This window comes from Paraburkholderia sp. A1BS-2L (assembly GCF_051125205.1).
Lineage (GTDB): Bacteria > Pseudomonadota > Gammaproteobacteria > Burkholderiales > Burkholderiaceae > Paraburkholderia.
This window is the reverse complement of sequence record NZ_CP120428.1, coordinates 2,335,537-2,353,628: the sequence shown is the minus strand read 5'-3', so window position 1 is coordinate 2,353,628 and position 18,092 is coordinate 2,335,537. Positions and strand designations below refer to the sequence as shown.

Sequence of the window (18,092 nt, the reverse complement as noted above, 5' to 3'; positions counted from 1 at the left end):
TCTCCGCCCAGTTCGGTTAAAGCTACGCGTTAGTGCTTTATTGGGGTTTACGACTGCATGAGTCCGTCACTGACCGTTCGCCGTATCGCTGCCGATCAGGGTGCCGTGCTCCGCGAGCTTCGAACTGCTTCGCTGCGCGACGCGCCTTATGCGTTCGGCGACTCGCTTGAAGACGCGCTGTCCGCCGATGTCGCCGTTTTCGACGCTGCGGCGGCCCGTCACGCGAACTCGCATACTGCCACATCGTTCATCCTCTATACCGAGGGGCATCCGGCCGGCCTGATCGGCGCGAATTTCGAAAGTGCGCCGGCGCGCCGCGCGTTCGTGTTCGCATTGTGGGTGGCGCCGGCCGTGCGGCATCTGCGCGGCGGCGAGCTGCTCGTCAATGCCGCCATCGACTGGCTCTTGAGCGAAGGCGCTGCGCAAGTCTTCGCCTGGGTGACCGACAACAACATCACCGCCATGCGCTTCTACGAGCGGCTCGGCTTCGTCGCCACGGGCGACCACGCTCGCAGCACCCAAACGCCCGAGCAGTGGGAGACGCTCCTCGTGCGCGACGTCGCGCTCGCGCAGAAGAGCATGTCGGCCCAGTAACGGAGTGTCTGCCCAGCAGCTTTTCTCTTGTTCTTAGCCATGGCGTGCGTCCGGCACGTCATGCGCCGGTATCTCCCGCCGTTGTGCATTGCTCCCTGTGTCGCAGCATTTTGAGCCATTAAAAATAATGGCCGTGCGCGTCGACGCCTGTAAAATACGCAAAAATTTTCGCCGAACGCCATGTCGTCCAGGAAATCGCCCTATTTTGAACTGAAGAGCGGCTCAGTCGATACGCTTTTATTTGTGGTCAAAACGACTGAGCTCGATGCGATGCGCGCCGAACTGACCCGGCGCTTCGAGGCGACGCCGGAATTCTTCGCCAACGATACGGTCGCCATCGACTTGCGGCGCCTCGCAGAGGGTGAGCAAATCGCGCTTGCCGACATCGCGCGCCTGCTCGAAAGCGTGCGCATGCGCCCGGTGGGCGTGGTCGCGCTGCCCGCGCAGCATGGCTGGGCCGCCGAGGCGGGCCTGCCGTTCCTCGAAGCGCGCGACAAGCGCGTCGCAGGCAGCGCAGTCGGCCTGGCCGGCGACGTGCCCGCCACTCAGGCCTCGGCCGTTGTGCAGGCCGCCGGCGCTGAAGCTGGCTCTGCAGTCACAACCGGTGCGGCGAACGGCACGCCGGTGCAGTCCGCCGATGCTGCCGCCAGCGCGCCAGCCGTGTCCGCCGTGCAGCCGGAACTCTTCCCTCCGGAGGCTCCCGAAGCGGACGCAGGATCCGATGCAGGCGGTTCCGTGGCGCGCTCGACGAGCGCGGAGCCGACGCTCGTGATCGACCGTCCGCTGCGCTCGGGTCAGCGCATCTACGCGAAGGGCGACCTCGTCGTGCTGGGCGCGGTGTCGAACGGGGCGGAAGTGATCGCCGAAGGCAACATCCATATTTACGCGCCATTGCGTGGCCGCGCGCTCGCGGGCGTGCACGGCAACCACGACGCACGTATTTTCTGCACGAGCCTCGAGGCGGAGCTCATTTCGATCGCGGGTATCTACCGCACCGCTGAAGTTCCGCTTGCCGCCGAGGTGAAGGGCAAGCCCGCGCAAATCCGGCTCGACGAAGAACGGCTCTTGATCGAGCCGTTGCGGCTCTCCTGAGCCGCCTGTCGGGCGCGAGCAACACGCGGGCGCGAGCGGCGCAAGACCGCGACGAGACCAAATTGGGAAACTGACGAACGCAAGGTAAGGGAATGGCAAAAATCATTGTGGTGACTTCGGGCAAGGGTGGCGTTGGCAAAACGACCACGAGCGCGAGTTTCGCATCGGGCCTCGCGTTGCGTGGCCATAAAACCGCGGTCATCGATTTCGACGTCGGCCTGCGCAATCTCGACCTCATCATGGGGTGCGAGCGCCGCGTCGTGTACGACCTGATCAATGTGATCCAGGGTGAGGCGAACCTCAATCAGGCGCTCATCAAGGACAAGAAGTGCGAGAATCTCTTCATCCTGCCGGCCTCGCAGACGCGCGACAAGGACGCGCTCACGAAGGAAGGCGTGGAGAAGGTGATCGAAGATCTGCGCAAGATGGACTTCGAGTACATCATCTGCGATTCGCCGGCCGGCATCGAGTCGGGCGCGCTGCTCGCGATGCACTTCGCCGACGAAGCGCTGATCGTGACGAACCCGGAAGTGTCGTCCGTGCGCGATTCGGACCGCATCCTCGGCATGCTGTCGTCGAAGACCAAGCGCGCGATCGAAGGCAAGGATCCGATCAAGGAGCACCTGCTGATCACGCGCTATAACCCCAAGCGCGTGAGCGAAGGCGAAATGCTGTCGCTTTCGGATATTTCGGAGATCCTGCGCATCGAGCTGATCGGCGTGATTCCGGAATCGGAAGCGGTGCTGCACGCATCGAACCAGGGCCTGCCCGCAGTCCATCTCGACGGCACCGATGTCGCGGAGTCGTACAAGGACGTGGTAGCGCGCTTTCTCGGCGAAGACAAGACGCTTCGTTTCACCGATTACCAGAAGCCGGGGCTCTTGCAGCGCCTCTTCGGTAGCAAGTAAGGGAGGCGCACGTCATGTCGTTTCTTTCGTTTTTTCTCGGCGAGAAGAAGAAGTCCGCCTCGGTAGCGAAGGAACGCCTGCAGCTCATCATCGCTCACGAGCGCGCAGGCGGCCATCCTCCCGCCGATTATCTGCCGGCCCTGCAACGCGAGCTGGTCGCGGTGATCTCGAAGTACATCAAGATCTCCGACGACGACATTCGCGTGAGCCTCGAACGCCAGGACGATCTCGAAGTGCTCGAGGTCAAGATCGAGATTCCGCAGGCCTGATGCACGCGATGCGCGCGGAGCGGCTGTGCGCCGCGCGCATCTCAATATTGTCGCCGTAACGCCATCGCTTTTCGCGCATGCGCGTGGTTTGCGTTTGCGTCTTCTTTACGCCTTCTTTACGCGCCTTCCGCCGGCGCGTTTCATCGCCGCCTTCCTTACCGAAATATTCGGTTTCACTTCACCCCTCGTGGTAACAGCGCCGTTGTCAGCGCAGGCGCGTGCTCGCGCATTGATCGGGTAACGCCACTTTCGGCGTACACCTCGAAGGGGAGCTTCATATGAACCATTCCATCCGCCTGCTGGTTGCCAAGGCTGCCATTGTTGCCGCGGGCGCTTGCGCCGTCGCGGCCCCTGCGTTTGCGGAACAAATTGTCGTCATCGCGCCGAGCGCACCGCCGCCCGCGCGCGTCGAAGTCGTGCCCGCGCCGCGTGTCGGCTATGTATGGGATCGGGGCCACTGGCGCTGGAATCGCGGCCACTACGTGTGGATCGCGGGCCACTGGCAGGCCGAGCGTGTCGGCTATCACTGGGTGCCGGGCCACTGGGTCGCGCACGGCCCGAACTGGCGCTGGGTCGAAGGTCGCTGGGTAGCTTGAGAGGCGCGCTTGATTGACGTGAAAAAAGCGCTAACCCTGATCGACAGATAAAACACCATGAGCAAAAGACTGCTTGCCGCTGCGGCGCTTACGATCATGCTGGCCGGTTGCATCGTTGTTCCGGCCCGGCCCATGTATATGCGGCCCGCGCCCGTCGTGATTTATTGACGCCACCTGCCATGCAATGGCACGGCAAGCCCGGCGCACCTCAGCGGGTTGTGGTTTCGCCCGTTGCGGTGTGGCCGGGCTTGTCGCTTTCGGGTGCGGCTTTCGGTGCAGCCAACGCCATCGCCGGGTGCGTGTAGCGCAACGAGAGCGTTTCGTAGAGCGGTGGCGCAAAGATGCGCGAGACGCGGCTCGCGATCAGCGCAGTGGCCATCAGCGAGATCACGAGCGCATGGCCGTCAATCATCTCCATGACGATCACGAACGAAGTGATGGGCGACTGCGTGACCGCCGCGAGATAGCCGACCATGGCGAGCGCGATGAGCATCGGCAGCTGCATGTCGTTGAAGATCATGTGCAGCACGTTGCCGAAGCCTGCGCCGATCGACAGCGAAGGGGCGAAGATGCCGCCCGGAATCCCCGGCAGGTAGGAGCCGACCATCGAGGCCATCTTGAGGAACGGATAGGCGATCGACAGATGCTCGCGGCCGTCGAGCAGGCCACGCGCTTCGGCGTAGCCGCTGCCGAACGTCGTGCCGCCCGAGACAAGTCCGATCACTGCGATGACAAGCCCGCAGAGCGCGGCGAATGCGATGGGACGTTCGGCATGCAGCTTGCGCAACGGCGCGGGAATCCAGCGCTGCGTGTTGAGCAGCAGCCAGCAGAAGATGCCGCCCGCGATGCCGGTGACGATCGCAGTAATGAGCACGGCCACGGCGAGCAGGTTGGGGAAGTGCGCGCCGATCTGGATCCTGCCGAAATACGTGTAGTTGCCGTTCAGGCCGAGCGCGATCACACCGGCGATGATGATCGATGTGATGACCACGCCGCTTGCGCGCGCCTCGAAGCTGCGCGTGAGTTCTTCGATGGCGAACACGATGCCCGCGAGCGGCGTGTTGAACGCCGCGGACAGGCCCGCAGCCGCGCCGGCGAGCACGAGCTTGCGCTCGATGAGCGCGTTCGAGCGCGGGTAGAAGCGGCGCATGTTGAACATCAGCGCCGCGCCCACCTGCACCGTGGGCCCCTCGCGGCCAATCGTAAAGCCGCCGAGAATGGCGAGAAACGAGACGAGGATCTTGCCCGCGAGAATGCGCAACGTGAGCAGGCGCATCCCCGCTTTACCGGTCTTCGTGTGCAGCGTGGCGATCACCTGCGGAATCCCGCTGCCTTCTGCGCCGCGAAAGAACGTGCGGGTGAGCCATACGGCGAGCGCAGCAACGGCGGGTGTGACGACGAGCGGCAGCCAGACGTGATCATGCTGCACGCGCAGAAAGGCGTTGTAGCCCCAATCGATCAGGCGCGCGTAGAGCACCGCGACGAGACCGACCGCGATCGCGCCGAGCCAGAGCACGCCGTATTGCCGCCACAGGCGCCGCGCGCGTCGCTCGAGCAGCGCAAGAAGGTTCGGGTTCATGGGGCGCATGGTTTTTATTCGAGACGCAAAGCACTGATTGTAACGGCCTGAGGTCGGGCGCTGTGTTCGTCTACGCAACGGGGCAGGCTGCTCTGACCGGGGCGAGGCGCCGGAATGCATGAAAGAAGGGTCCGATGAATACCGGATGAACTCATAGATTTGTCCGTGGGCGCGGTCCCGCTCCGTTAAAATCTCGGGAAAAATTCAGGCAAATCATCGAAATCGGACCTCGCAGGTTCGCAGCACAATGAAACGAGTCTTGATTGTCAAAGTGACTTCGCTCGGCGATATCGTCGAGGCGCTTCCGGTCGTAGCCGACGTGCAACGCGCATTCCCCGGCGTGAAGGTCGACTGGGCCTCCGACGAGGCATTCGCCGATATCGTGCGCTGGAACGCCGGTGTCGACCGCGTGTTCTGCGCCCCGCTGCGCCGCTTCAAGAAATCGCGCCGCTGGAGCGACTTGAAAGCGATCTGGGAGTCGATCGCCGAGTTGCGCGCCGAGCGCTACGACGCGATCATCGATATTCACGGTGTCTATAAGAGCGCGATCATCTCGTTTATTGCGCGCGGTCGGCGGCGCTTCGGCTATCTCGCCCAGGATCTCGGCGAGCGCGGCGCGGCCTTCGCCTACAACGGCCGCTTCGGCCCGCGCCCGAAATGCGACGCGTGGCTGGGCATGCGCATCAGCACGGGCGAGGCGCTGGGCTACAAAATCGACACGCCGCCCGATTTCCAGATGCGCATCCCCCGCGATGGCATGGCGCTTCCCGCACCCGATGCGCCCACCGCGCTGATCTTCCACGCCACTTCGAAAGAAGAGAAGAAGTGGCCCGTCGAGCATTGGGGCGAGCTGTGCCACGCATTGATTGCGCGCGGTCTGCGCATCGAGTTGCCGTGGGGTTCGGATGCCGAGCACGCCACCGCGCGCGAGATCGCCGCGCTCGTGCCGGGTGCCACGGTGCTGCCGCGCCTCACGGTTTCGCAAGTCGCGCAGCGTATCGAAGACTGCTCGCTCGTGGTCGGCACCGACACGGGCTTCGTGCATCTCGGCCACGCGCTGCTCAAGCCGACTGTCATGATCTTCGTTGCGACCGACGCCGAGCATCTTGGTGTGCGTGCGCCCAACCGTTCGATCTCGGTCGGCGACGGACATCACGTGCCGCCGGTCGCGGTTGCGCTAGATGCTGTCGATCGCGTTTATCCTGCGCGTAACGGCGGCGATGCATCGAAGGGGCCACTCGCAACCGCGGCCTGAACAACACGCACGGCGTCGCGTTCTGCGGCGCCGCTGCTCTGCCGCTTCTGCGCTGTTTCTCATTACATAGTTGTTAAAAGTGTCGCCGTTGCCTGCCGTGCGCTGCGCTGGCGGCGCATGCGTCCGCGAGACATTGCGCGGGCTGTAACATCCGCCACACTGCTTCTTACAAATTGCAACGCCTCAGACGTTCGCCGTCGTGTTCAATCGAAAGCGTCCGCAGCCCGCAAGGGCCGCGCGGGACAACTGACATTGACTCGATGGGAGAACGAAGTGAAACGATTGACGCGTACCCTGATTGCAGGTGCATTGCTCGCGGCGGCGCTGGGCGGGTGCGTCGTGGTGCCGGCGGGTGGCTATTACGGCGGCGGCTACCACCACGGCTATTACTATCGATGAGGCTCGCGCGGAGTGTGGCGGTGCGTTCAGGCGAGCAGCAGCTCGACCGCAACCACTGCCGCGATTGCCGCGGCATTGGCAACCAGCGCTTCCAGCACGACTGAACGCCAGGTCGCTGTGCGCAGGCGGAAGGCCAGGACGAGCGAGATACCTAGAGCGAGTGCGATCATCAGCACGATATCGGCGTTGCTCAGATGCAGGTTCATGGTAGATCTCCCCCCGCAGACGTACGCGGACCTCGTTTAATCGAGTATAGGCACGCCAGTGTCGCTGGCGAATAAAAAAGCGGAATCCGCGTTTGCGCGGACTCCGCTTTTTTTTGCCGGTGCGCTGTGAATCAGGGTTGTGAATCAGGACCGTGAATCAGCGCTGTGAATCAAGTCAGCGACCTGTGACGCGTTTCGCGCATGCACAACACGCCGAACAGGCTCGCGCATGCCGCGATCGAGACATAGGCGCCAACCCACGAGAGGCCGCCGCGCGCGGCGAGCACCTGCGCAATATACGGCGCCACTGACGCGCCCAGGATGCCGCCCAGGTTGTACGCGACGCCCGCGCCCGTGTAGCGCACGCTGGTGGGGAAGAGCTCGGGCAGAAGCGCGCCCATCGGTGCGAAGGTGGCGCCCATCAGGAACAGCTCGATTACGAGGAACAGCAGCACGAGCGGCAGCGAGCCGCTGCCGAGCAGCGGCTGCATCGTGAAGCCCGAAAGGATCGCGGCGATGCAGCCGACGATCAGCACCGGCTTGCGGCCGAAGCGGTCGGACAGCCAGGCCGAGATCGGCGTGGCGATGCCCATGAACACCACCGCGATGCACAGCATGCCGAGGAAGGTCGGGCGCGGGATATGCAGGGCGCTCACGCCATGTGAAAGCGAGAACACGGTGGCGTTGTAGAACAGCGTGTAGCAGACCACCATCGCGAGTGCGCCGAGCAGCGTCGGCCACCAGTGCTTCGAAAGCAGCGTGGCGACCGGCACGCGCACGCGCTCCTCGCGCTCGATGGCAGTCTTGAACGCCGGCGTTTCGGCAATCTTCAGGCGCACATAGAGCCCCAGCGCGACGAGCACCGCCGAGACGATGAACGGCACGCGCCAGCCCCAGTCACGGAACTGTTGGTCGGAGAGCGTGGAGGCGAGGCCGAAGAAGAGGCCGTTCGATGCCAGAAAGCCTACCGAGGGCCCGAGTTGCGGGAACATACCGAACCAGCCGCGCTTGCCCTCTGGCGCGTATTCGGTCGCGAGCAGCGCCGCGCCGCCCCATTCGCCGCCAAGGCCGATGCCTTGGCCGAAGCGCAGCACGCACAGCAGGATTGGGGCCAGGCTGCCGATCGAGTCGTAGCCGGGCACGAAGCCGATCAGCGTGGTGGACAGGCCCATCACGAGCAACGAAGCGACGAGTGTCGATTTGCGGCCGATACGGTCGCCGAAGTGGCCGAAGATGAACGAGCCGATCGGCCGTGCAACGAACGCGATGCCGAATGTCACGAATGCGGAGAGCGCCTGGGCCGTGGCTGAGCCATGCGGGAAGAATACGGGGCCAATCACGAGCGCGGCGGCCGTTGCGTACACATAGAAATCGTAGAACTCGATCGCGGTGCCAATGAAGCTCGCGAAGATCACGCGCGCGGCGCTTTGCTGCTTCGCTGCGTCTGGCTGATCGGCGCGCGCGGGCGAAATGAGAGAGGTGGACATCGATGGGTCTCCAGTCGTTGTGCTGTCAGTGTGAAGCGCGCCTTGCGCGTTCCGGCGCGCGAAGCGCAAGGCACGGCGCAGGCGTCTTTTATTCAGGGTTCGAAGCTGGCAGGCTGGCGGCGCGGCGGAGTGGTCTCAAGGCGGCAGCGCTTCGCCTTGGCGCAGGCGTTGGGGCCATCCTTGCGCAGGCAACGATCTAGCAGTATGCATCGTGCGGGGCCGGGTGTGTGCACGAAACGGGAACCGGCCGGGTGCGCGTGGATAAGCGCAATGGGCACGCGACGTGGCCGCGCGGCGGCCGGGGCGCGCATTGGCGCGGCGCGGGTGGCGCCAGACCATGCGCCTGGCCGGGCAAATGCCGGTAGGGGATAGCAAAAAATTATAACGACCATTCGCAAGGCGCAGCAAGGCACCCGCAAGGTGAGTGGCGCCCGCGGGTTCAGTTGAAGTTCTGTGCCTGCGGCGAGGCGAGCGTGCGTAACTGGAATTTGCCGTCGTCATTGAACAGCCAGTCTTCGAATAGTTCGAGCTGGCCGATCGAGTTGAGCAGGTGCGCCGGCGGCGGTGGCAACGGCGCCGAGTGGCGCAGCGTGACGAGCGCGGTAGCTTCGGAATCGTAGTCGCCATTGGTGCGGTAGACCGACGACTTCACGATCTGTCCGTCGCGATTGACCGTGAACGAGACGACCACGAGCGAGCGCAGCATCGCCTGAGGCGTGCCACGCAGCACATGGGACGGATTGCGCTCGACGATGCGCTTCGCCACGGCGGCGCGATACTCGTCGAGCGCCGCGCTGTTGATCGCCTGGGGCGGGATGACCAGTGTCGGGCGGGTCGCGGGTGTGATCGTGCAGGCACTCGCGAGGGCGAGCAGCAAGGACGAGCCGAGATAACGCAGCAGGCAGGTGCAGTCGAGCCTGTGGCTAGGGGCGCTCACGGCTGCAAGGCCGTTGCGCGGGCGGGCGCGGATGAGCATGGCGAGCAGGCTCGGATGCGAAACCAGATTTGAGCTTAGTCGAAACGAGCGGGGTTTCAATCCGCAGTCACCCGCGTGGCGTATCGGGGTGTGCGTTCAAGGCCGCCTTGAGCAAGGCGGCGCGAGGCAAACAGCGGGAAAGACGTGTTGAACGCTTATTCGATGGGGAACTGTGCGCACGGATCGCCGGACACGGTGGCGCAGGCGTACGAGTACTGGCCGCTCTTCAGGAAGAGCTCTTTGCCGACCTCAAGGTTGGCGCGCAGATCCGGCGAGCTTTCCCAGGCGATGTAGCTCGAGCAGATCACGGCAGACAGGACGACGATCGAAAATGCGAATTTTTCAAGCAGTTGGAAACGGTGCGGCATGATTAATCCTCTCAATGAGCAGGATTGTACAGCACTACTAGGGTTTTCACCTAGGCATCTGCCGTATAGGTGGCATAGTATGTGGCAGCGATATACGCATGCGACCCTTAAGTTCAATCAAATCGCTTCCGGCTGCAGGCGCGATGTGCCGTCAAGACGTGCTTGTGGCATGGGCCTGTGGTCCCGGATGGGACAGTTCAGGGAGAGAAAGTAAGGCGGAAAGGGGCGGGAAAGTCTGCTGGCGGAGGCGGTGAGATTCGAACTCACGGAAGGGTTACCCCTTCGCCGGTTTTCAAGACCGGTGCATTCAACCACTCTGCCACACCTCCGGAGCCGCGCATTGTAACCCGAAACACCGGCACGCCGGCAGTCCCCCAGCCATCTCGATTTGAGCCTCAGGCAGGCTCTTTGAGAAACAGCTCCTGAAGATCGTTGAGAAACCGCTGACCCAGCTCAGTGGGCACGATCTTCTCGTAGTCGCGCAGGATCAGGCCGCGCTTTTCTGCCTCCTGCAGCGCGGGCTCGATCGTCGTGATCGGCAGTCCGGTGCGTTCCAGGAAGCGATGCACCGGGAAGCCCTCTACGAGCCGCAGCGCATTGAGCATGAACTCGAACGGAAGATCGCGCGCGCTCACTTCGTGCTCTTCCTGGATCGGCTTGCCCGCGCGCGCTTCTTCGATGAACGTGGCCGGATGCTTGTAGCGCACTTGCCGGACGATGCGGTTCGGGAACGAGAGCTTCGAGTGCGCGCCCGCACCAATGCCCAGGTAATCGCCGAAACGCCAGTAGTTGAGGTTGTGGCGGCTCTGCCGGCTCGGCTGCGCATAGGCCGACACTTCGTAGCGACCATAGCCGGCCTCGGCCGTGCGCGCGTGGATCCACTCCTGCATGTCGGCCGACAGATCGTCGTCGGGCACTTCGGGCGGGAACTTCGCGAACAGCGTGTTCGGTTCGAGCGTGAGGTGATAGAGCGACAAATGCGGCGGCGCGAACGAAAGCGCCGTTTCGATATCGGCCTGGCATTCGGCCAGCGTCTGCCGTGGCAGCGCGAACATCAGGTCCAGATTGAAATTGTCGAACGTGTTTGCCGCAACCTCCACGGCATGACGCGCCTGCGCGGCGTCGTGAATGCGCCCGAGCGCTTTCAGATGCGCTTCGTTGAAGCTCTGGATGCCCACCGAAAGGCGGTTCACGCCGCTCGCGCGAAACTGCGCGAACTTCGCGGCTTCGAAGGTGCCGGGGTTCGCTTCGAGCGTGATTTCGGCATCGGCGTCGAGCGGCAGCAGCGCGCGCACGTCGGAGAGCAGGCGATCGAGCCCCGCCGCCGAGAGCAAACTGGGCGTGCCTCCGCCGATGAACACCGTGTGCACCTGGCGGCCCCAAACGAGCGGCAACGCCTGCTCGAGGTCGGCGCGCAGCGCGTCGAGGTAGTCGTCTTCGGGAAAGCGCTCGCCTTTCCATTCGTGCGAGTTGAAATCGCAGTAGGGGCATTTGCGCACGCACCACGGGAAATGCACGTAAAGCGATAGCGGCGGCAGCGAAGTCAGGCGGATGCTGCCAGGCATCGTGAACGACTGGATCACGTCGATGCCGGTGCGATGCTGCTTGCTCACGCTAGCTCCTCCAGCCGCGCGAGCAGTTGCCGCAAGGCGATGGCTCGATGGCTCGATGCGTTCTTCAGCGCCGGATCGAGTTCGGCTGCCGTGGCTTCGAGACCCGGAAGGTAGAAGTACGGGTCGTAGCCGAAGCCGTTCTCGCCACGCGGTGCGTCGATCACGACGCCGTGCCAGCGGCCTTCCGCGATCAGCGGTTCCGGATCGTCGGCGTGGCGCACGAGTGCCAGCACGCAGTAGTAGTAGGCGCGGTGATCGGCATGTGGCTTGAGGTTTTCGACTAGCAGTTCGTTGTTTGCTGCGTCGCTCTTCTCGCCGCCTGCAAGCTGCGCGTAGCGCGCCGAATAGACGCCCGGCGCGCCGCGCAATGCGGGCACGCACAGGCCCGAGTCGTCGGCGAGGGCGGGCAGGCCCGTGAGCTTTGCCGCATGGCGTGCCTTGGCGAGCGCGTTCTCGACGAACGTGACGTGCGGTTCTTCGGCTTCGGGCACGTTCAGCGCGCCTTGCGGCACGAGTTCGATGCCCGCGGCGCCCAGCAGCGCCGCGAACTCGCGCAGCTTGCCCGCGTTGTTCGAGGCGAGCACGACGCGCGAAAAGCGCGTGACGTCCGGCGCAGCCGTATCCGGCGAATTAGCCATGCGCAATCTCCAGCGCGGCTTTCTGCTTGTCGATCAGCGAGGCAATGCCGCTTTGCGCGAGATCCAGCAGCGCGTTCAATTCGGCGCGCGAGAACGCTGCGCCCTCGGCGGTGCCTTGCACTTCGACCATCCCGCCGGAGCCCGTCATCACGACGTTCATGTCGGTGTCGCACTGGGAGTCTTCGTCATAGTCGAGGTCGAGCACCGGCACGCCTTCGTACATGCCCACGGAAATAGCCGCCACGTAGTCGGTGATCGGCGAACGCTCGATGCGGCCCGTCGCGAGCAGTTTCGTGACGGCGTCATGCGCCGCCACGAACGCGCCCGTGATGCTGGCCGTGCGCGTGCCGCCATCGGCTTGCAGGACGTCGCAGTCGAGATTGATGGTGCGCGCGCCGAGCAATTCGAGGTCGAACACGGCGCGCATCGCACGGCCGATCAGGCGCTGGATTTCCTGGGTGCGGCCAGTCTGCTTGCCGCGCGCGGCTTCGCGATCGCTGCGCGTATGCGTGGCGCGCGGCAGCATGCCGTATTCGGCGGTGAGCCAGCCCTGGCCCTTGTCGCGCAGGAACGGCGGCACGCTTTCGGAGACGCTCGCGGTGCACAGCACCTTGGTGTCGCCGAACTCGACCAGCACCGAACCTTCGGCGTGCTTCGTGTAATGGCGGGTGATGCGGACGTTGCGAAGCTGGTCGGCGGTGCGGCCGGAGGGGCGCTGGATGGATTGGGTCATCGTCGGGCGTGCGCGAGGGCACGAAACAGGAAGGGGAAAGCGCAATTTTACCGCCTTCGCACGGTGGGCGATGGGCGCACACCAGCGGCCGGGCGTGGTGCCTGCTGCGTGCGGCGGCGGCGTTGTCAAAAATGGGATAATAGGGGTTCTCCGCCCCGCGCGTTATTGCCAGCACGACAGCCAGCACGAAACCACGCCGGGCGCATCGATTCCTCTTGTCGTGACCCGCGCTTTTCATGAGGCGCGCGGCCATGGCTTTATCGCGAGACGAACCATGATTTACAGCATGACCGGCTATGCCAGCGCCACGCGCGAACTCGTAGCGGCATCGGGCACGGGCGGCGCCAGTGTTTCCGTCGAACTGCGCACCGTGAATTCGCGGTTTCTCGACCTGAACTTTCGCATGCCCGAAGATGTGCGCGTGTGCGAGCCCACGCTGCGCGAAATGCTGATGACGAAGCTCTCGCGCGGCAAGGTCGATATCCGCATCAACATCCAGCGCAGCGAGCAGGCCGCCAGCGCGGGTGCGCTCAACCGCGACGCGCTCGAACAACTCGCAACGCTCGAGCGCGCCGTGCTCGAAGCGTTTCCCGAGTCGGGCCGCCTGCGCACCGGTGAGATCCTGCGCTGGCCGGGCGTGCTCGCAGAAAGCGGCGTGGCGCCCGAGGTGCTGCGCGATGCGGTGCTCGGCTGCGGCAAGCAGGCCATCGCCGATTTGATCGATGTGCGTGCGCGCGAAGGCGCGCAACTCGCCAACATGCTGCTCGCGAACGTCACGGAAATGGAGTCGATTGTGGCGAAGATCACGCCGCTCGTCCCGGACTTGATCGTCAAGCATCAGCAGAAGATCGTCGAGCGCTTGCAGGAAGCGCTCGGCATTGCCGCGCCGGAAAGCGCGAACGGCAACGGCACAATCGGCAATGTCACGCGCGAGGAAATCTCCGAGCGCATCCGCCAGGAAGTGACGATGTACGGCATCCGCATCGACATCGCCGAAGAGCTCTCGCGCCTCACCGCGCATCTGGGCGAAACGCGTCATGTGATCGAGAAGGGCGGCCGCGTGGGCAAGCGTCTGGACTTCATGATGCAGGAGCTCAATCGCGAAGCGAATACGCTCGGCTCGAAGGCGGCTGCGAAGGAACTCGCCGATGCCTCGATGACGCTCAAGCTCCTCATCGAGCAGATGCGCGAGCAGGTGCAGAACCTCGAATAAACATGGCGCGCCGCGCGTTTATAGACACTCAAGGCAACGCGGCAAAGGTAGCAACTCAACAGCCATTCAGGAAGCAACGAACATGACCGACCAGTCCAGCAGCCATAGCGGCGGCAAGGCCGAAACGAAACCGCGCAATCCGTACGCGGGCGTTTATCCGGGCAATCTTTTCATGGTGGTGGCGCCGTCGGGCGCGGGCAAGTCCACGCTCGTGAACGCACTGCTCGCCGAAGACAGCGCGATCCGTTTGTCGATCTCGTACACCACGCGCGCACCGCGCTCGAAGGAGCGCGACGGCGAGCACTATCACTTCACGACCGTCGACGATTTTCTCTCGCGTCATGCCGAAGACGAATTTCTCGAAAGCGCGGAAGTGCATGGCAACTACTACGCCACGTCGCGCGTGTGGATCGAAGAGCAGATGAAAATCGGCCATGACGTGCTGCTCGAAATCGACTGGCAAGGCGCGCAACAGGTGAAGAAGCGGTTCCGCAATGCAGTGGAAATTTTCATCCTGCCGCCGTCGCTCGACGCGCTTGCCGAGCGCCTGAGAAAGCGTGGCGAAGACGAGCCCAATGTCATCACGCGACGCCTGCTTGCAGCGGGTAGCGAGATGGCGCACGCGAGCGAAGCAGAGTATGTCGTGATCAACGAGAACTTCGATCGTGCGCTGCAGGAGTTGCGCAATATCGTGAGCGCAACGCGTCTGCGCTTCACGTCGCAATACGCGCGGCATACCGAGCTCTTCGTGCAGCTCGGTATCCACCAGCCGCAGCCCGGCGCGTCGGGCACATAAGGTAGAATAAGAACCTGCTGAAATGGGAAGGAACCCGACATGGCCCGCATCACCGTCGAAGACTGTCTGAAACAAATTCCGAATCGCTTCGAACTGGCGCTCGCTGCAACGTATCGCGCACGCCAGCTCGCCCAAGGCCACACGCCGAAGATCGAAAGCCGCGACAAGCCTACCGTCGTCGCGCTGCGCGAGATCGCGGCTGGCCAGGTCGGTCTGGAAATGCTGAAGAAGGTGCCCGTCTAACGGCGCGCCGTAGTACTACGCTGTACCTTGCAGTACCCATTCGTCATGTAATTCGCGCCGGGCGTCGCACGTCGGGCACCGCGCACAAATCGTCAACGCCAGACCTGATACGGAGGGGAACATGAGCACCACGCCCTCGCCGGCCACCGAGGTGGACCAGGAAGCCGAGACTGCCAGCCCTGCGCGCAATTACATCGACGCGGTCCTCGAACAGTCGTTTCGTCATCTGTTCGGGCCGACCGCCACACCGGAGCAGCCTCGCAAGCACGGTGTCGTTTCCATCGCCAATCTGACCGCAGCGCTTTCCGGTTACCTCACGCCCGAGGAAATCAAGGAAGTCAAATCGGCGTTTCACTTCAGCGATGAAGCCCACCTCGGGCAATATCGTCAGAGTGGCGAACCCTATATCACCCATCCCGTTGCCGTTGCGGAAATCTGCGCCGGCTGGAAGCTCGACGCCCAGTCGATCCAGGCAGCGCTGCTGCACGATGTGATGGAAGACCAGGGCGTGACCAAGGCCGAGCTCGCCGAGCGTTTCGGTCCGAAGGTCGCGGAACTGGTCGACGGTCTGTCGAAACTCGACAAGATGGAGTTTCGCAATCGCGAGGAAGCGCAGGCCGAGAACTTCCGCAAGATGCTGCTCGCGATGGCGCGCGACGTGCGCGTGATTCTCGTTAAGCTCGCCGACCGCCTGCACAATATGCGCACGCTCGGTGCGGTGCCGCCCGAGAAGCGCCGCCGCGTGGCGCGCGAGACCATCGACATTTACGCGCCCATCGCGCACCGCCTCGGTCTGAACAACACCTATCGCGAGCTGCAGGACCTGAGCTTCGCGAACTTCAATCCGAATCGCTACGCCACGCTCGAGAAAGCGGTGAAGGCCGCGCGCGGCAATCGCCGCGAGGTGGTGAGCAAGATTCTGGAATCGGTGCAGCGCGCGATCGCCGATGCGAAGATCGACGCCGAAGTCACCGGCCGCGAGAAGACCATCTTCAGCATCTACAAGAAGATGCGCGACAAGCAGTTGTCGTTTTCCCAGGTGCTCGACGTGTACGGTTTTCGCGTGGTGGTGGAGTCGCCGCTCGAGTGCTACACCTGCATCGGCGCGCTGCATGCGCTCTACAAGCCGGTGCCGGGCAAGTTCAAGGACTACATCGCCATTCCGAAAGTGAACGGCTACCAGTCCCTGCACACCACGCTGGTGGGCCCGTTTGGCGCGCCCATCGAGTTCCAGGTGCGCACGCGCAAGATGCACGAGGTCGCCGAAGCAGGCGTGGCGGCGCACTGGCTTTACAAGAACGGCAGCGCCGATCTCAACGACGTCCAGAAGCGCGCGCACCAGTGGCTCAAGTCGCTGCTCGATATCCAGAGCGAGGTGGGCGACTCCAGCGAGTTTCTCGAACACGTCAAGATCGACCTGTTCCCGGATGCCGTCTACGTCTTCACGCCGAAGTCGAAGATCATGGCGCTGCCGCGCGGCGCCACGGCGCTCGACTTCGCGTATTCGATCCACAGCGACCTGGGCAACCAGTGCGTCGCCGTGAAGATCAACAACGAACTGCTGCCGCTGCGCACGGAATTGAAGAGCGGCGACATCGTCGAGGTGATCACCGCGCCCTATTCGAAGCCGAATCCCGCATGGCTCGGTTTCGTGCGCACCGGCAAGGCGCGCTCGGCCATTCGTCACTATCTGAAGACGATGCGGCTCACGGAGTCGGTGCAGCTTGGCGAGCGTCTCGTCGATCAGGCGCTCAAGGGCTATGGCTACCAGCTCGCGGATGTCACGCCGGAAGTGTGGGAAAGGCTGGTCCTGTGGACCGGCAACAAGAATCGCCAGGAGATCTTCGCCGACATCGGCCTCGGCCGGCGCGTGGCGGCGGTCATGGCCAAGCGCATCGAAGTGCTGATCAGCGGCCAGGACGCCGACGACGACGATCACCAGCATCCGCAGCGCGACGCCAGTGCTCCGCAGGCGCCGCCCGTGGTCATCACCGGCACCGAGGGCATGTCGGTGCAGCTTTCGGCTTGTTGCCGCCCGATTCCGGGCGATGACATCATGGGCTATATCGGCATCGGCCTCGGCATGGCGATTCACACCACCGATTGCCGCGTGGCGCAGCGCATTCACCGGCGCGATCCGGGCCGCTGGATCGACGTGGCGTGGGCGCCGCAGCCGGGCCGTCTGTTCGATGTCGCCGTGAAGGTGCTCGTGAAGAACACGAAGGGCGTATTCGCACGCGTGGCCGCCGACATCACGTCCGCCGACGCCAATATCGTGCATATCGCCATGGACGACGATCTCGCGCAGGAGTCGAACTTGCTGCGTTTCGTGATCCAGGTGAGCGATCGCGTGCATCTCGCGAACGTCATGCGCCGCGTGCGCACGAATCCGGACGTCATGCGCATCACGCGCGAGCGTCCCAGCGATGAAGGGCACCATCGCCACGAGGGTGGCATGCGCATCGAGCGCGAGCGCGCCGATTATTGACGGCGCTGGCGGCCCTCGAGCGGGTCGCTGCCTGCATCACACCTCGTGCCTGACGCGGCCCGCGCCGCGGGCGCTGTTTCAACCGGAAACGAGGCAAAGCAATGAACGTAGCTGATTTGACTGGCCTCGCGCTCGATTACTGGGTGGCGCGCAGCCTGCCGGACTTCGTGCGGGAGATCTACTTCACGGATAGCGGCGAGACCGTCGCGGTGCGCGGCAGCGACCGAGGCCGGCCATGGGACGGGCGCTTTGAGCCATCCACGTCGTGGGAGGCCGCTGGCGTGGTGCTTGATCGCGCCAGGTGCTTCGAGTTGAGCGAATCGAGCGAACCCCAGACCGATGAGCCGGCGCGCTGCGTGGCGCAGTTCGAGGGCAGTCATCGCAAAGGCAAAGTCGAAGCGCGCGGCGCCACGACGCGTGAGGCCCTGCTGCGCGCATTCGTGAAGAGCCGTTTTGGCGACACGGTGGAGGAGGTGCTGCGACGGCCACAGGCTATGCTGGGCACGGGTATGGCGCCAGTGGGGGCGCCGAGTGCGATTGGCGACGTGGAGGACTTGCCGCGCCCGGATGCGCAGATAGGCGATATTGGCACGGCCCCGCGCTGAACGAACGCCGTAAAGGCACCTAAAGGCAAAGGGC

The 18,092-nt window shown here is 63.9% G+C and carries 20 protein-coding genes and 1 tRNA gene; 12 read left to right on the top strand and 9 right to left on the bottom strand.

Annotation, left to right across the window (positions count from 1 at the left end):
- Positions 1-57: 57 nt before the first annotated feature.
- The 5 genes from P5W98_RS10680 to P5W98_RS10660 all read left to right on the top strand — a co-directional run bounded on the left by P5W98_RS10680 (position 58) and on the right by P5W98_RS10660 (position 3,459).
- Positions 58-594, top strand: coding sequence for a GNAT family N-acetyltransferase (locus P5W98_RS10680; protein WP_421024501.1), 537 nt, complete (start codon positions 58-60; stop codon positions 592-594).
- A gap of 180 nt (positions 595-774) precedes the next feature.
- Positions 775-1,686 (top strand): septum site-determining protein MinC, encoded by a 912-nt coding sequence (gene minC / locus P5W98_RS10675; RefSeq protein WP_421024500.1) that lies wholly within the window; start codon positions 775-777, stop codon positions 1,684-1,686.
- A gap of 92 nt (positions 1,687-1,778) precedes the next feature.
- Positions 1,779-2,594: a septum site-determining protein MinD gene (gene minD / locus P5W98_RS10670; RefSeq protein ID WP_421024499.1), complete on the top strand. Its 816-nt coding sequence runs from the start codon at positions 1,779-1,781 to the stop codon at positions 2,592-2,594.
- Between the two features lie 14 nt (positions 2,595-2,608).
- The gene (minE, locus tag P5W98_RS10665; RefSeq protein ID WP_322056710.1) at positions 2,609-2,863 is read left to right on the top strand and encodes a cell division topological specificity factor MinE; all 255 of its coding nucleotides are present in this window, start codon (positions 2,609-2,611) and stop codon (positions 2,861-2,863) included.
- 278 nt (positions 2,864-3,141) lie between these two features.
- Positions 3,142-3,459: a hypothetical protein gene (locus P5W98_RS10660; protein WP_421024498.1), complete on the top strand. Its 318-nt coding sequence runs from the start codon at positions 3,142-3,144 to the stop codon at positions 3,457-3,459.
- A gap of 208 nt (positions 3,460-3,667) precedes the next feature.
- On the opposite strand, the gene P5W98_RS10655 is transcribed toward P5W98_RS10660, so the two are convergent.
- Positions 3,668-5,038: a chloride channel protein gene (locus tag P5W98_RS10655; RefSeq protein ID WP_421024497.1), complete on the bottom strand. Its 1,371-nt coding sequence runs from the start codon at positions 5,036-5,038 to the stop codon at positions 3,668-3,670.
- A gap of 247 nt (positions 5,039-5,285) precedes the next feature.
- Here P5W98_RS10655 and waaC point away from each other — a divergent pair, with 247 nt between their 5' ends.
- A complete protein-coding gene (waaC, locus tag P5W98_RS10650; RefSeq protein WP_421024496.1) occupies positions 5,286-6,293 on the top strand; it encodes a lipopolysaccharide heptosyltransferase I in 1,008 nt (335 codons plus the stop codon).
- Between the two features lie 273 nt (positions 6,294-6,566).
- Positions 6,567-6,692: a hypothetical protein gene (locus P5W98_RS10645; protein WP_269151836.1), complete on the top strand. Its 126-nt coding sequence runs from the start codon at positions 6,567-6,569 to the stop codon at positions 6,690-6,692.
- Positions 6,693-6,718: 26 nt separating this feature from the next.
- On the opposite strand, the gene P5W98_RS10640 is transcribed toward P5W98_RS10645, so the two are convergent.
- The 8 genes from P5W98_RS10640 to rph all read right to left on the bottom strand — a co-directional run bounded on the left by P5W98_RS10640 (position 6,719) and on the right by rph (position 12,713).
- Entirely contained in the window at positions 6,719-6,898 is a 180-nt protein-coding gene (locus P5W98_RS10640) for a hypothetical protein (protein ID WP_035522328.1), read from the bottom strand.
- A gap of 170 nt (positions 6,899-7,068) precedes the next feature.
- On the bottom strand, positions 7,069-8,385 hold the full coding sequence (locus tag P5W98_RS10635) for an MFS transporter (RefSeq protein WP_421024495.1): 1,317 nt from the start codon (positions 8,383-8,385) through the stop codon (positions 7,069-7,071).
- Between the two features lie 439 nt (positions 8,386-8,824).
- Positions 8,825-9,361: a TonB C-terminal domain-containing protein gene (locus P5W98_RS10630; protein ID WP_421024494.1), complete on the bottom strand. Its 537-nt coding sequence runs from the start codon at positions 9,359-9,361 to the stop codon at positions 8,825-8,827.
- A 155-nt stretch (positions 9,362-9,516) separates the two neighbouring features.
- Complete coding sequence (locus P5W98_RS10625; RefSeq protein WP_421024493.1) at positions 9,517-9,729, bottom strand: hypothetical protein; 213 nt, start codon at positions 9,727-9,729, stop codon at positions 9,517-9,519.
- Positions 9,730-9,968: 239 nt separating this feature from the next.
- Positions 9,969-10,058, bottom strand: a tRNA-Ser gene (locus P5W98_RS10620).
- Between the two features lie 66 nt (positions 10,059-10,124).
- Entirely contained in the window at positions 10,125-11,294 is a 1,170-nt protein-coding gene (gene hemW / locus P5W98_RS10615) for a radical SAM family heme chaperone HemW (protein ID WP_421025251.1), read from the bottom strand.
- A gap of 44 nt (positions 11,295-11,338) precedes the next feature.
- Entirely contained in the window at positions 11,339-11,980 is a 642-nt protein-coding gene (rdgB, locus tag P5W98_RS10610) for an RdgB/HAM1 family non-canonical purine NTP pyrophosphatase (protein ID WP_421024492.1), read from the bottom strand.
- Positions 11,973-12,713: a ribonuclease PH gene (rph, locus tag P5W98_RS10605; RefSeq protein WP_421024491.1), complete on the bottom strand. Its 741-nt coding sequence runs from the start codon at positions 12,711-12,713 to the stop codon at positions 11,973-11,975. The genes rdgB and rph overlap by 8 nt, the downstream gene beginning before the upstream one ends.
- A 274-nt stretch (positions 12,714-12,987) precedes the next feature.
- Between rph and P5W98_RS10600 the strand changes: the two genes are divergently transcribed.
- The 5 genes from P5W98_RS10600 (at position 12,988) to P5W98_RS10580 (ending at position 18,058) form a co-directional block, all read left to right on the top strand.
- Entirely contained in the window at positions 12,988-13,926 is a 939-nt protein-coding gene (locus tag P5W98_RS10600) for a YicC/YloC family endoribonuclease (RefSeq protein ID WP_035522364.1), read from the top strand.
- An 82-nt stretch (positions 13,927-14,008) separates the two neighbouring features.
- On the top strand, positions 14,009-14,722 hold the full coding sequence (gene gmk, locus P5W98_RS10595) for a guanylate kinase (protein WP_421024490.1): 714 nt from the start codon (positions 14,009-14,011) through the stop codon (positions 14,720-14,722).
- Positions 14,723-14,761: 39 nt separating this feature from the next.
- Positions 14,762-14,965: a DNA-directed RNA polymerase subunit omega gene (gene rpoZ / locus P5W98_RS10590; RefSeq protein ID WP_006400783.1), complete on the top strand. Its 204-nt coding sequence runs from the start codon at positions 14,762-14,764 to the stop codon at positions 14,963-14,965.
- A gap of 121 nt (positions 14,966-15,086) precedes the next feature.
- Positions 15,087-17,453: a RelA/SpoT family protein gene (locus P5W98_RS10585; RefSeq protein WP_421024489.1), complete on the top strand. Its 2,367-nt coding sequence runs from the start codon at positions 15,087-15,089 to the stop codon at positions 17,451-17,453.
- Between the two features lie 101 nt (positions 17,454-17,554).
- Positions 17,555-18,058, top strand: a complete 504-nt coding sequence (locus P5W98_RS10580) for a phage protein NinX family protein (protein ID WP_421024488.1) — start codon at positions 17,555-17,557, stop codon at positions 18,056-18,058.
- The last annotated feature ends 34 nt before the right edge of the window (positions 18,059-18,092 follow it).